At 50.7% G+C, this 14,007-nt stretch carries 7 protein-coding genes; 1 reads left to right on the forward strand and 6 read right to left on the reverse strand.

The features are described from left to right. Positions 1-72: 72 nt before the first annotated feature. Positions 73-633 (reverse strand): NAD(P)H oxidoreductase, encoded by a 561-nt coding sequence (locus HPL003_RS03300; protein ID WP_014278228.1) that lies wholly within the window; start codon positions 631-633, stop codon positions 73-75. Positions 634-795: 162 nt separating this feature from the next. On the opposite strand from HPL003_RS03300, the gene HPL003_RS03305 reads away from it, so the two are divergent. After that, complete coding sequence (locus HPL003_RS03305; protein ID WP_014278229.1) at positions 796-1,185, forward strand: winged helix-turn-helix transcriptional regulator; 390 nt, start codon at positions 796-798, stop codon at positions 1,183-1,185. A 64-nt stretch (positions 1,186-1,249) separates the two neighbouring features. Here HPL003_RS03305 and HPL003_RS03310 read toward each other — a convergent pair whose 3' ends face one another. The 5 genes from HPL003_RS03310 to HPL003_RS03330 are packed head-to-tail and all read right to left on the reverse strand — an operon-like array spanning position 1,250 to position 13,998. Beyond that, the gene (locus tag HPL003_RS03310) at positions 1,250-4,045 is read right to left on the reverse strand and encodes an alpha-mannosidase (RefSeq protein ID WP_193372631.1); all 2,796 of its coding nucleotides are present in this window, start codon (positions 4,043-4,045) and stop codon (positions 1,250-1,252) included. A gap of 39 nt (positions 4,046-4,084) precedes the next feature. Then, on the reverse strand, positions 4,085-7,240 hold the full coding sequence (locus HPL003_RS03315) for a beta-galactosidase (RefSeq protein WP_014278231.1): 3,156 nt from the start codon (positions 7,238-7,240) through the stop codon (positions 4,085-4,087). Continuing rightward, the gene (locus HPL003_RS03320) at positions 7,237-8,556 is read right to left on the reverse strand and encodes a glycoside hydrolase family 125 protein (RefSeq protein WP_014278232.1); all 1,320 of its coding nucleotides are present in this window, start codon (positions 8,554-8,556) and stop codon (positions 7,237-7,239) included. Before HPL003_RS03320 ends, HPL003_RS03315 begins: the two co-directional genes overlap by 4 nt. Positions 8,557-8,581: 25 nt before the next feature. Beyond that, a complete protein-coding gene (locus HPL003_RS03325; protein ID WP_014278233.1) occupies positions 8,582-11,695 on the reverse strand; it encodes an alpha-mannosidase in 3,114 nt (1,037 codons plus the stop codon). Continuing rightward, positions 11,695-13,998: a glycoside hydrolase family 3 N-terminal domain-containing protein gene (locus HPL003_RS03330; protein WP_014278234.1), complete on the reverse strand. Its 2,304-nt coding sequence runs from the start codon at positions 13,996-13,998 to the stop codon at positions 11,695-11,697. The genes HPL003_RS03325 and HPL003_RS03330 overlap by 1 nt, the downstream gene beginning before the upstream one ends. Positions 13,999-14,007: the final 9 nt, after the last annotated feature.

The raw sequence follows: 14,007 nt of genomic DNA on the forward strand, positions 1-14,007 counted from the left end.
CTTAAAATAAAAAGCACCTTTGAAATCACTATAAAAGTGGTTTTGAAGGTGCTTTGGGATAGCTCCCCAGGTTTACTTATATGCCAGACCTAATTGATAAGCGTGCTCCAGCAGACCTTCAATGTAATCTTTCGATTCGGACAAAGTATCATAGAAGAACTCAACCTTGGACTCTCTTACTCTTGCGTAACCACCAATAACTTTATTCAAATAATTAGTTACCATATCGTGGTATTCATACTTGATCAGATGTTCTTTCGTCCCTCCCGCCAAGCACAGCCACAAGACCTGTTTTGTCGCGAACTCCTCAAGTAAACCTATGTTCCACACTTTATCCAGGTACCCTTTTAGCATGGAAGGAACACTGTACCACCATAGAGGAAACACAAAGACCAGAGCATCCGCAGCAGCAATTCTGTCCATCTCTCTCCGTGTTTCAGGAGCATATTGTTTATGAGGTGAATTCCAATCCAACTCATCTGCTGCGCTGTAAACCGGATTATACCCGTCCCGGTCCAAGTCCAAAATATCTACCTCGTGCTTATTCTCTTTCAATCCCTCTACAAAACGATTCATGACCGCAAGGGTAAGTGAATCTTCTCTAGGATGCGTAACGACCAATAGAACTTTCATATTATCCGTAACCTTCTTTCTCCCCGTGATTGGTGTACCCTGTCTACAGATGCTATTATGGTTGATATATATGAAGGTGTGAAGTACGCACTTCAATGTACCGTAGGTACTTTAAGGTTCCTTAGTGCAATTTATACTACAGATCAGAGAGAGGAAAAGCCTATGAAAAACGACGCCAAAACCTATATGCTCGGGATCGAGGCAACCTTGGAGGTGATCGGTGGAAAGTGGAAAGCCATCATCCTGCATCATCTAACCAGCGGCAGAAAACGTACATATGAGCTTCGTCAGCTCATTCCAAAAATCACCCAAAAAGTGCTTACTCAACAGCTTAGAGAGCTGGAAAAGGACGAAATCATCCACCGAATTATCTATAACCAGGTTCCACCCAAAGTAGAGTATGAGCTTAGTGAATACGGATGGGATTTTAAAGATCTGCTTGATCGTTTTTGCTTATGGGGGGAAGAACACTTAGACAGGGTTTATGGTGATAAAACAACGGTGCTGGAGGAATATTCTGTGGAAGAGCCTTGTGTAAAAAAAAAGTCGTAAAAAGCCCCGATGAAATAACTCATCATCGAGGCTGAACGTACATGCTGCTATGGCCTTCTTCTCTTTATTGTTGGGGCTTCACTTTGAAACCCAGTGTGATAATTTCATGCGGCTTTACAGCCTGATGTAACTCATCAGAAGAATCCATCGCAATGCCTTCTCCTTGTTCTTCAAGGATATTACTTTTATAAAAATCATACTGCTGCCCGGGCTTGATCGTTAACTCAGCTACACTATGACTCATATTGTACCAGCGTAACAACACATCCCCCGACAGCTCATTCATTTTCATAGAGGAAAAGGCAAGCTCCACGCTTTTCCAATCCAACGGCGCATAGTCAGGAGCAACACTACCCGCATGGACCCCTGTTTGTTTTACAATCCAAGGAATTGGGTATTGATAGGCTGCTGTATATGCACCGGATTGAATACCATCGCCGTGATGTGGAATAATCTCCAGACGGGCGGTTTGCTCACCTAAACATTGCGCTTCCGGCGTCGGGAACCATCCCCAGTCACCCAGCTCGCCGACCGAGCGAAGCAGCGTTACTGCAATCGTGTTACGTCCATCCCGCAGCACTTCATATTCGTTCAATCCGAAATTGGCTACGGTCAGACCGGCTTGTTCCCCTCTTACATCTACAAACACCTGCTGATGCTGTGTGTTGCTTGGATTTTCCCACTCAGGTGCGGGCTCATTGTCCCTGATCGCAATTTCAAACATAGAGTCAACCCGATGCTCTGCACAGTCTAGATCTGTCGGAAACAGAGCGCGAAGTCGGTGATCCTTGGCATGGTTGTTAAAGGTGGTTTCTATGGAAACACCGCTGCTGTTCCGAGATAAAGAAAGGACGGTCCGTACAGTTAGCGGAACGGTCTGTCTGGAGCGCTGAGCCTGACGGTATGGATAATAAACCAGCTCTCGCTGCTCCCGCTCCAGCGTCTCATCCGCAGAGGCTGGTATTTCCCAATGATGGATCATCTCCACGGATGCCTGATAAGGTGTATCTTCAAGCACGCGAATGTCAGCGATCAAATCTTCGGTAGTCAGCGCCTGCTCTCCCTCGGGCTGCCTGAACATATACTCGTTGCCGATATCACCAACATTTTCATAGACGCCAAGGTCTTTGTAGCTGCGGCCTGTACGCTTATCCGTCAGGGTAAAAGAGCCGTTATCCGCAATTTCAACGTGAAGCAGATCATTTTCCATGCTTCTACTGCTGCGAAAAAGTGAAGAGTATTCAGGCTTGACAGTGCTTCTCAGCCAAGCATAAGTTTTTAAGCCTAACAGGGGCACACGTTCAGCCTCAAAGGTAAGGCGAACTCGACGACACATGTAAGGTTGGCGGAATCGGTCATCCGGCAGATCATAACCAAACTGTAGCCCGAGATCCTCTACCTTACATGCCACCGGATGGCCCTCACTGTCCACCAGTACGCGCCCGGAAAGATCCACTTCCTTCACCCGATGGGCGGCTTCCTCAAGCGTGTATCCTTCACGGAAGTACAGACGCACCACTTCCAGTTCTGCCGACACTACACCACTGCGTTCCCAGCCTGACGTATTAAAAATAACGAGCGGCAACGCATCTTCTCCATAGCGACTGAAGCCCGTCGTATCCACTGCTTGCGCAATGACTTCTATGCTTTCATCCACAATGCTCTCAGCCACATGTCGGCTCTTATCAAAGCGGGTCACCATCTCACGGTGTACCTCGTCCACACTACAACCGCAAATACTGTCATGCGGATGATTCTGCATCAGTGTTTTCCAGGCATAGGTGAATAGATGGTGAGGATAAGCCTGCCCCAACAGATGCGCGAAAGTGGCAAGCGGCTCAGCCACTTTTTCCAGTATCACTTGTCCCAACTGGTTCATCTGTTTCAAATACACCCGAGCGGAAGCCGTATTCACCAGCGTTCCCCAGCCGTCCGTGCGCTGACTACGAAACTCTCCCTTTACAGACGAGAGCTGCCTTTGGGAAGCCTGTTTCAGAGAGGACAGATAATCGTTGAAATTGGAATGAACAAACTCGATATCTGGATAAAGCTTCTGTGCCGTACGGATCGCTTCCGGCAAATCAAGCTGTACAGGCTGATGATCACATCCGTTCATGAACAGCAGCTCGCCAGTTGAAGCATATTTTTGCGCATCATCGAGTTTACGCTCCCAATACGCCTTGGCTCCCGCCTCATCAGCCGGCACCTCGTTGCCGTTGGAATACCAGTTGGCGAATAAAATACCAAGCACCTCCGAACCATCCGGCCCTATCCATAACAGTTCCGAAAAGGAAGACTCGTAGCCGCCATCCAACACCGTATTGTTAAACCCGGTCGGCTTTACGCCCCGTCCGAAAAAAACATTCGTAATCCCCGACTGTAGCATCAGCTGCGGAGTCTGCCCAACCAGACCGAACGTATCGGGGAAGTATCCGATCTTGGACGGATCGCCGTAGCGCTGGGCGTCACGGTGCCCGATCTGCATATTCCGTACATTGGCTTCACCGCTGGTCAGAAAAGCATCCTGCAAAATGTACCAGGGTCCGATAAAAATACGACCATTCCGAATCTGCTGCTCCAACCGTTCCTTATGCTCAGGGCGAACCTGTAGATAATCATCCAAAATGATCGTCTGCCCGTCCAGGTAAAAACTTTTATAATCCGGGTCCTGCTCCAGTTTGTCCAGCAGCGAGTCCATCAGGCTAATCAGACGCATATGGTGCTTCTCGTAAGGCAAATACCACTCCCGATCCCAGTGGGTATGAGAAATAATATGTGCTGTCGTCTTGATATCCGTGTATTCGCCCGCTTCCCCGCCTATAGCTTGATTGTTGATTTGTTCATCCACATGCTCGCTCATCATATATCTCCCCACCATATGTCATGACCTGCCATCCGTTCACTGCATCACTTCAATATTCACGTTCTCGGGACGATATACCGCAAGCAACTGTCCTTCTCGATCCACAGCAAACAAGACAGAACGACTCCTTGGCAACAGAAAAGCGTAGGATATTCCTGTCGCCTTATCCCGAATACGCACCGGGGTATCCTGGGAAAACTCTGATACGAAAATATACAATCCTCCGTTCTCAAAGTGGAGCTTACGTCCATATAGTCCCGGCTGATCACCACCATCTATCCAATCCAGCTCTCGCTCCACCCCGGCGGCAGTGAGGGCGTAACGATACAGCTCAATAATCGGCTCATCCCTGCCATTCAACTCCAGTGGAAGCGGACTCCAGATCAAACGTCCCTTACCCAGCGACAGGTTCACGACCTCATCCCCCATAGCTCCATCCGCTTTTGGTGACAGTTGTCCCTCCTTAGCAAGCTCAGCGATCCGTCGATGACCGAATGAGACAGGGAACGTTTGACCCTCCAGACTCAGCAGTTCCTCCCGTTGAACGTTCCCCAGCATACGCTGCCCAATAATATCATCGACCCGGTCGCTCACTTTCCAGTAAGGATCAAGGCCCAACGGTCCGGTGACTAATAAAGTCACACCGAAGGATCGCACCATTTCCAGAAGATGTTCCAGCGATGCACTATCAAAATTGTGTGCGCTAGGGATCATAATCAGTTTCGGTATCTGCCGCTTGAGCGAGTCCAGATGATACTCGGAGACGGCACGGAACGGCTGCTTGAGATCATAGGACATCACCCGGGTAAGCCGTGTCGTGGCATCAAAAGCAAGTGATCGGTTGGAGAAATCATTGGAGTACGGGAATACGACAACCGTTTCCTCCAGCTTCCGGTCTGTAAACAGATCGCGAATATCATTCATAAAACGCCCAAAATCGTAAGACACCTCTGCCTCCGGCTTCTCGGTCCCGTCCGCACGTAGCGCCCCGATGTGCGATTCATTGGCATTATCCATGTAAAAGTTCGTATTCCAGATCCAATGAATCGCACCCGCTCCGCCAGTCGAAAAGGCATACGCATACTTGCGCTCCAGCATGTCGCGCAGCTCCGCCTCTGAACGCTTGGCACGACCATCCGGCGTTTCAACATACATAATTCCGGTTTCCTGCACGAGATTCGGTTTATCTGGTGTTTTGGCAAAAATACCGTCCCACACCAAATAATCATTGAGCCACCATGAATGCACCGTCGTATAATCCACCACAGCCTCATAAAAAAACGGAGATGGCCGCTGCGCGCCTAGCGCCTCGTCCTGACCTACGGTTACCAGATGTCCAGGGCAAATCTCCCTGATCGAAGTCGCCAATTGCTCGGCCCACACATTATGCATATCCATCGAAAACAGGCAATAATCCAGCCATTTGGCTCCCTTTTTGGCCTGATGCATATCCTGAACATCGAAGTTTATATCCCCCGGCTCAGGAATCGTGGCAGAAGCAAAACTGTAAAGCTGCTGTGGCGTCATGTTCCATGCTTCCTGCAAGGCCTCAATACTGCCGTGCCGTTGCTTCAACCACGTGCTGAACGCCTCCTGCTCTAATGAGTCCCTCGCAGAACGCGGACCATCCGCGAAAATGCGTGACGGATCAAACATGGAAGGCTCGTTAATCAGATCCCAATCCACATGGGTCGTATCCGTGTGACGACTGACAATACTGCGGATGAAACGCTTTTGTGCTTCCACACTTTGTGGATCAAGATAAGGGTTAACCCCTTCCCACGTTTCCGGCGTAAAAGAAAAAAACGTGAACGTCACCTGCAAGCCATGCCTTTTAGCTGTCAGCAGAAAAGCATCAATCGCACGAAGCGCCTCTTCCGAAGCGTGTCCGTCTATCTGCATCATATTGCGATAAGCCGTCCATATCCCTGTGCGAATCCAGTTGATACCCGCCTTAGCCATCTGGGCCATATCCCGATCCCATACGGCTGCGTTAGGCAAAAACAAAAATTTCCGTGCCACATCTGAGGTCATATAGGTCATGCCGACAACAGGCAATGGACGCCCATCCTTTATAAAATAATCCCGGCTGCGTGTCATGATCTGTCCTTCGGCCAGCAATCCAGCATCCTGCCCCCAAAAGCCCTGCCTCAACATACGCACTTCTCCATCCGGTGACTCGGCCCGGCAAATGACTCGATACAACCCGCTTTGGATGGAGAATGTAAGGGGGATACGTACAAAGTCCTGTTCTCTGCTAACCTCACTCTGCAAACGCTGGTTCCATACCTGCGGACTGCCGTCATCCAATACTTGCTCCACCGTCAGGTCAAAGCTCCATATCTCGTGATCCCTGTGCGTGGCTCCTCCTCGTTGTAATCTTTGGGTTTGAAGCGTCAGTATGGCGCGTTCTCCAGGCTCATAAGCCGCATAGTTCGGCTTGAGAGATAGTTCCGTCGTCCCCTTGGCGCAGAAATGCGCCCATTGTGCAAGCAACCGTTCACCACCTTTTTCCCAAAAGGAAGCCACCAACGGCAAATGGACGAACATCCAGCGCGCTCCGGCAAACGGGCCTCGGGCATGCTCCCATAGCACCACCGGGGCGGCAATGTCCCGTCCGTCCTTACTGACGCCCTTGAGCAAAGGATAAATTTGCGTATTCATTGGCCCGGCAGAGCCCATCTGGTGCGGCAGATCGCTGCTTTTGGTTGTATGCGGAACAAGATTCCACGTATCCGCCACCTGAAATAGCGACTCCTGACCACGCAGCACGGGAATATCCTCCGATGCGATCAGAGAAGCCACCTTCGATGCATCTACTCGCAGCACCTCATGAATATGCAGCTCCTGATGATATGCAGTCTGCCCAGTCTCGATTACCCAGTCTCCATGCCCATCTGCTGGATCGCGGACTGGATGCTTAAAGGGTGCTCCCCCGACGTTAAGCAGCCCTCCTCCCCTGTGGAGAAATGCCACGATTTCGGTCCAGGCGGATTTTGGGAAATACGGTGCATGCAGATTGACAAAACATCCGTTTTCCATATGCTTTAGCGTTTCAGCCAGTTCATCGGCTCGTACGACCATCACATCTGCAACTCCCTGAAATGCTCCATCTGGCAACAGGCCCCCTACAGCGGGGAAACCTTGCTCACTGAAAATAACGATAGATGGGCTTACTGTGGTTTTATTCATAACAAGCCATCCTTCATAGCCTTATACACAAGCTGGGCAAACAGACTGTTGGACCAAGCGAACCATTTTCTCGTAAAAACCGTGGGATCATTGGCATAAAAGCCTTCATGCATGTATCCGGTATCCCCATCGGTCGCTTCCAGCATCCGGATCATTTCCAGCCTCTCTTCTGCGGTCTGGGCCGTTAATCCTTGCATAGACAGGGCCATATGCCAGATGTAACCCGGCAGAGTGTGCGGGCTTCCTATACCTTTGGCCGCCTTGCCTTCAAAGTAAAACGGATTCTCCTTGCTTAAAGCAAAGCGTCTCGTATTTTGATAAATGGGATCGTTCGCCGTCGTATAGCCCAAATACGGAATAGACATCAGTCCCGGCGTACCCGCGTCATCCATCAGGCAGTAGTTGCCAAACCCATCGGTTTCATAAGCATAAATAGGCCCGAATACCGGGTGGCGGTAAATGCCGTACAAGCGAATACCATGCTCCACCTCGGCCTCCAGCTCCTTCAGCTCGTTCAGAAAGTCCATGTCACGAAATACCCACTCCGCAAACTCCTGCATTTGCCGTAAGGCTACCACCGCAAACATATTGCCGGGTATATTGTAGTGAAAATCGCAAGCATCATCACTGGAACGGAAGCCTGACCAAATCATCCCTGTATAATTCACAGGCATACCGAGTCCCTGATTGCGCAAGGAGTCGGTGGGAATGCCGTTATTACGCGTAAACCGATATACAGACTGCTCTTGATGACGCTGCTCCGTTTTGAACACATCCACAATTTTACGTAGAGCTGTCTTGAATTTGGAATCAAAAATATCGGTAAGCTCCGTTTCCTTCCAGTACATATAAGCCAACCGGATCACAAAACAAAGCGAGTCGATCTCAAATTTTCGTTCCCACACCCATGGCGACATCTCCGTCTCATCGGCCGCATTCCAATGCCAGTCATTCGCCGTCTCATTGAACGCATTCGCATACGGGTCTATGAGGACATAATGAATATGACGCTTGATTAGACCACCAATGATACGCTGTAAATCAGCATCCTTCTTGGCTAATGGCACATAATGAATGACCTGCTCCACGGAATCCCGTAGCCAAAGAGCCGGAATATCACCGGTAATGAGAAACGTCGTCCCGTCATCCATTAGCTTGGTCGTCGTCTCCAGCGAATTCGGAAAACAGTTTTTAAACAGCCGCAGCAACTTCGGCCTGTCAGCCAGTGCCTGCTCCGCTTCCTTGAGTATGTCCTGAACAGCCTGCGGCATCTCAAGGTCGTGCATCGGTATTTTGGGAAGTCTGAATTGTTCCAATAGCTTTCTCGCTCCTTTATCATATCTATTGCAAACGTATCGTTTTAATTTCATAAGGTGTAAAAGGCAACGTAAGACAGCTACCTTCCAGCTCAAGCGGCTGCACAAGTTCCTCCAGCGCATTCGACAAGTAGGCTGCATTGAATGTGTAAGGCCAGTTCAGCTTGATCGTCTCCCGTCCTCCGGAGGATTCGTACAAACGAAGAACCGTTCCCAGCCCGTCTTCGGTCGGCTTTATCGTATCCAGCACTACGTGACGGCTATCAAAGCTGATGAACGATCCGCTGCTTGGCAGCACTCCGGCGCTGTGCTGTTTCTTCTGCACAACAGGTATATCATGGTTCAGCTCAGCCGCATGACGCAGGGTATGGGCACTGCGCCAGTCCCCCTCATGCGGATATAGCGAATACGTAAAATCATGCTCGCCCAGATCGGCATCTTTATCCGGCCATTTGGGTGCACGCAGCAGAGATAGACGAATAGTGCTGTCTTGAATGTCGTAGCCATATTTGCAATCATTGAGCAGGCTCACGCCATACCCGTGCTCGGAAACATCCGCAAATCGGTGTCCGCACACTTCGTACTGCGCCTGCTCCCAGCTCGTATTCCGATGTGTCGGCCGCTCCAGAGTGCCAAACGGAATTTCATAAGTTGCTTTGTCCGTAACCACATCTACAGGAAAGCCTACTTTTAGCAGTTTGTGCGTTTCATTCCAGCTCACATGCGTCTTGAAATCAATTCGCCGCTCGTGATGATAAAAGATCACATCCTGTGTAATTTCAGATTGATGGATTCGCCATCGGAAGCGCAACACATCCTTCGTTTTCCCCTGGAGCACTACTTGTTTTTCCAGCAACTCGGCTTTACCTGCTATCTGTTCCTCATAGCGGTCATCCAAATCCCATGCATCCCACAGCGTCGGACGGTCATGAAAAAAATGAAAACGGTTTGCTCGTTCCCCTTGCTTCACGATTTCACGGTTTGCCCCTTTATCCAGCAGACGAATCATTTCGCCCCGCTCGTTAAATTGCACCTTATACAATGCCGTTTCCCAGCGATCCTCCAGCGATCCAGATATCACAGCTATTTCGGACTGCTCACCTGCTCCAGACTGGTCTCGCTCCAACCAAATCGTTTTGTAGCCCAGTGCAGGAATGTCTGGAATACGCACCGAAATGCCGCCTTCCTCCACATCGGTGTCCAGCCGCTCGGCTTCATCATTAGCGTAGTCATAAACACACAATCCCTCTGTCGATTCCGTAGCAATGTGGATCACAGCACTACGGCTCCAGCCTAGGCTGTTAAACACAAGATACGGCGTTCCTTTCCTCGATCCTTCCGTATTCACCTGAGTCGCCAGCGTCGTAATCCCCTGTTGAAGCCCTTCATGTCCCCATTTGAAAATTTGCTGATACTCCTTATCCGAAGTTCCGTAAACCTCGGTAATCGCCGAGCCGGGAATAATATCGTGGAACTGATTCAACAAAATCAGCTTCCAGCCCTCATGCAAAGTCGTACGGATATCCTGCACCTGCTCCGGCTCCAGCTTCGGTAATGCCAATGTGCTCCACAGCTCTGCCTCGCGGTAGACTCCCTCCGCTTTTCGATTATTGCGCTTGTTGCGTGCATGAGTCGTGTAGGTTCCCCGATGAAGCTCAAGGTACAAATCACCATGCCATTTGGGAAGCTTCGGATGTGCTTGATCTATACCTGCGAAAAATTGCTCTGCCGTGCTGTACCGACTCGCAGGCTGTCCCACCATCAGCGGAGAACGCTCTATATATTCCAGCATTTCGCGAGTAACTCCGCCCCCGCCGTCTCCATGCCCGTAGAGCAACATGTGCTCGGGATGCGCTGATTTTTCACGATAGGACTGCCAATGGTCATGAATGTCCTGTGGTCGTGTATTTTCATTCACACCATGATTGAGATAGGACAACATCGAAGTACCGTCGATGCCCACCCAGTAGAACAAATCATAAGGAAACACATTCGTATCGTTCCAACCCAGCTTGGTCGTCATAAAATAGTCCATTTTCCCATGCTTTAAAATCTGCGGCAGGGACGCACAGTAGCCGAACGTATCCGGCAGCCATTCGATATGGGAGGTTTTGCCGAATTCCTGTTGGTAAAAATGCTGACCATACAGCATTTGACGAATCAGTGATTCGCCGCTGGGCAGATTCAAATCAGGCTCTACCCACATGCCTCCAACCAGCTCCCATCGTCCTTCGGCGACTCTCGCTTTGACCCGTTCATACAGCTCTGGATCATTTTCCTTTACAAAAGAGAACAGCAGCGGCTGGCTCTGCGCATATTGATATGCCGGGTATTCGTCCATCAACGCATCCACTGTTGAGAAGGTTCGGCTTGTTTTCCGTATGGTCTCGCGCATAGGCCACAGCCAGGCAATGTCGATGTGCGACTGTCCTACCATGTGCTCCAGACCTTGCGCATTTCCTCCGATCTCCTGAACCTGCCGAATCAGTTCCTTTTCTGCCGCTGAGATCGCTTCTCCTTCTCGAATGGCGTCTTCTTCCAGATTCGCAAAGCGATCCATCACCCCATACAGAGCTTTCAGCAAGCGTACTCTGCGGATATCGCCCTCAGGCAGCAGTATAGCGGCTTCGCTGACAACGGTAATGGTATACATCAGGCTCTGTACGGGCTTGTTTGGGCGTACAAGATAGCTTGTGATGGAAGAAATCGGAGGTTGAATGACAGCCTGCCGATTGAGCGGATCTACGGGTTCGGGCACAGGATCAAACAGCTCTATTTCCAATTCCGGTGAAGGCCCGATGACCTCCGGATTAAGCGTGACATAGCTATGATTGCGGTCAAGCCCGTGATAGGAAGCACCATTGACCCGCAGCAATCCTTCTCCCCCGGACTCAAATACCCATCCAAAAGGCTCCTGCAACCACGCTGTCGGTACATCCAGCCGCGTTCGAAAAAAATAAGTTGTTCCCTGGCTGCTTGGGAATCGCTTGAGGTCCAGTCCCTCCGATAAAGGAGCGACATCTTCGTATTGGCCTGGTGTTTGGTAAGTAGAGCGGGTAATGTTCCAACTCCGAAAATCCAGCTTCTCCAGCCATTGGCATTCCGACAATTCCCGAATCAAGCGTCTGATACGCTCCATCATTCTTCCTCCCGCACGATCAACTCAGCACCCAGCGTATCTTTGGAGTGCCTGCCTACTTCAATAGAAAATCGCCCTGCCTCAACAACTGACTTTAGATCACGCCCTATATATTGCAGCTTGTCAGAGCCTACAACAAACTCCACTGTCCGTGTTTCTCCTGGCTTTAATACAACTTTACAAAAGCCCTTGAGCTCCCTGATTGGGCGGGTCACCGAACTCACCGTGTCCGAGATATAAAGCTGTACCACCTCAGCCCCTTCCCGTTCGCCCGTGTTGGTTACATCGACTGTAACCGTAACAGATTCGTCCGCTCGGATTGAGTTGGCGCTTAATGTAAGCCTTTCATAGCTAAATGTCGTGTAGCTGAGACCGTAGCCAAACGGATAGCGCGGCTCGGCATCGTCCTCCAGATACCGCTTGCCCCGGGAACGCTTGCCATTGTAATATACCGGCAACTGACCGACATGCTTAGGGATGGAGAGGGTCAAACGTCCCGAAGGGTTTACATCCCCAAATAAAATGTCCGCGATTGCATGTCCCCCCTCCTGACCCGGATACCATGCTTCCACAATGGCGTGTGCGTGCTCCTCCACCCACGGCTCAGCAATCGGTCGTCCGTTCATATAAACGACGACAAGTTCCTTTCCCAGCCTGTAGACTTCCTGCATGAGTTGAAGCTGTACGCCCGCAAGACCCAACGTCATCCGGTCGATGCCTTCACCGCTTTCCATATCGTTCCAGTCATGATCCGATACCTTCGATGCCCCTGTTTTGAGATCAATCGTCCCTTCCCCGAAATCGCGGGCGCTGGACCCTCCAACCACCATCACCACTGTATCTACCTCAGCGGCACATGCCAGCGCGTTTTCAAAGCCTTCCCGGGACTCTCCCTTGATCCGACAGCCAGGTGCATACAGAACGCCAGCCTGATCCTTGCCCAGCTTGCCACGGATACCATCAAGTACAGTTATCACGCGGGATCTCGGCTGCGGTGATGTATAATCTCCCAACTGATTGTAGACCTGATCCGCATTCGGTCCGATGATCGCAATACGCTTGGAGGTTTTCGGAAGGGGGAGGGTTCCATCGACGTTTTTAAGCAACACGATCCCTTCGGTCGCAAGCTGACGAGCCAACCGAATATGCTCCGTCTGACCAATCACCTGCTCCGCTCGTTCCGCATCCACATACGGTTTGTCAAACAGACCCAACCTGAATTTTAGCGTGAGCACCCTGCGAACCGCCCGATCCAGCACGCTCGTCTCCAGCTTGCCAGCATGAACCGCCTCGACCAGATGACTTCCGAACATTTCGCCGGACATTTCCATATCAATCCCTGCGCGAATCGCCTGCACAGCGGCATCCGATCCATCCTCGGCCACATCGTGTCCGTTCGCCAACATTTCAATCGCACCACAGTCGGTAATGATCAGACCGTCAAATCCCCACGTCTGACGAAGAATACCGTCCAGTAACTCTGCATTCACTGTACACGGGACCCCGTCAATTTCGTTATAAGCTGGCATAACAGATTGCGCCCCTGCTTCCACCGCTTTTTGGAATGGATACAGATCGACCTCCAAAAACTCGCGCCAGCCCATATGCACAGGTCCGGCATTACGTCCGCCTTCTGAACTGCCATAACCTGCAAAATGCTTTAATGTGGCGGCTACGCTATGTTCGCTGAGTAAGCTTTCCCCCTGGAGCCCCTCCACGGCGGCAACAGCAAATTCACCAATGAGATAAGGATCTTCGCCAAAGCATTCCTCTGTGCGTCCCCAGCGCGGATCACGCACAACATCAAGCACGGGCGAGTACGTGACCGCCCCGCCCTGAGCGCGGGTTTCACTCGCTACAGCGCGGCACATGTCACGGTACAGGTCGACATTCCACGTACTGCCAATGGACAGCGGAACCGGAAACACAGTGCCGTCTATCGCCATATGCCCATGGGAGCATTCCTCGCCGATTAGAATCGGGATGCCCAGCCGGGAATGCTCTACCGCATAGCGTTGAATCAGGTTCACGGCCTCAGCTCCCTGTTTGGCGGATAACCCGTTCTCCAAGGTCACCCCGGTCCACGGATCAGCCCGAAGCACTCCGTATAAGGAGCCGACTCCCCCACTTTGTACCTGCTGCTTGAAAGACTGATGCAGGGACAATTCCCCGTCTGCGTACTCATACACTTGCCAGCCGAATGGCTGCACAAGCTGACCTACCTTTTCCTCTATCGTCATCAAACCGATTAAGTGCTCCACCCGTTCTTTGATCGGTTTGCTTTTATCTTTATAAATCAACATGTTCATGTC

The organism is Paenibacillus terrae HPL-003 (assembly GCF_000235585.1).
Classification (GTDB): domain Bacteria; phylum Bacillota; class Bacilli; order Paenibacillales; family Paenibacillaceae; genus Paenibacillus; species Paenibacillus terrae_B.

Bases quoted from the DNA above. Each gene is read 5' to 3' on its own strand.
- HPL003_RS03300 (WP_014278228.1), bottom strand. From the start codon at position 633: ATGAAAGTTCTATTGGTCGTTACGCATCCTAGAGAAGATTCACTTACC.
- HPL003_RS03305 (WP_014278229.1), top strand. From the start codon at position 796: ATGAAAAACGACGCCAAAACCTATATGCTCGGGATCGAGGCAACCTTG.
- HPL003_RS03310 (WP_193372631.1), bottom strand. From the start codon at position 4,045: ATGAGCGAGCATGTGGATGAACAAATCAACAATCAAGCTATAGGCGGG.
- HPL003_RS03315 (WP_014278231.1), bottom strand. From the start codon at position 7,240: ATGAATAAAACCACAGTAAGCCCATCTATCGTTATTTTCAGTGAGCAA.
- HPL003_RS03325 (WP_014278233.1), bottom strand. From the start codon at position 11,695: ATGGAGCGTATCAGACGCTTGATTCGGGAATTGTCGGAATGCCAATGG.
- HPL003_RS03330 (WP_014278234.1), bottom strand. From the start codon at position 13,998: ATGTTGATTTATAAAGATAAAAGCAAACCGATCAAAGAACGGGTGGAG.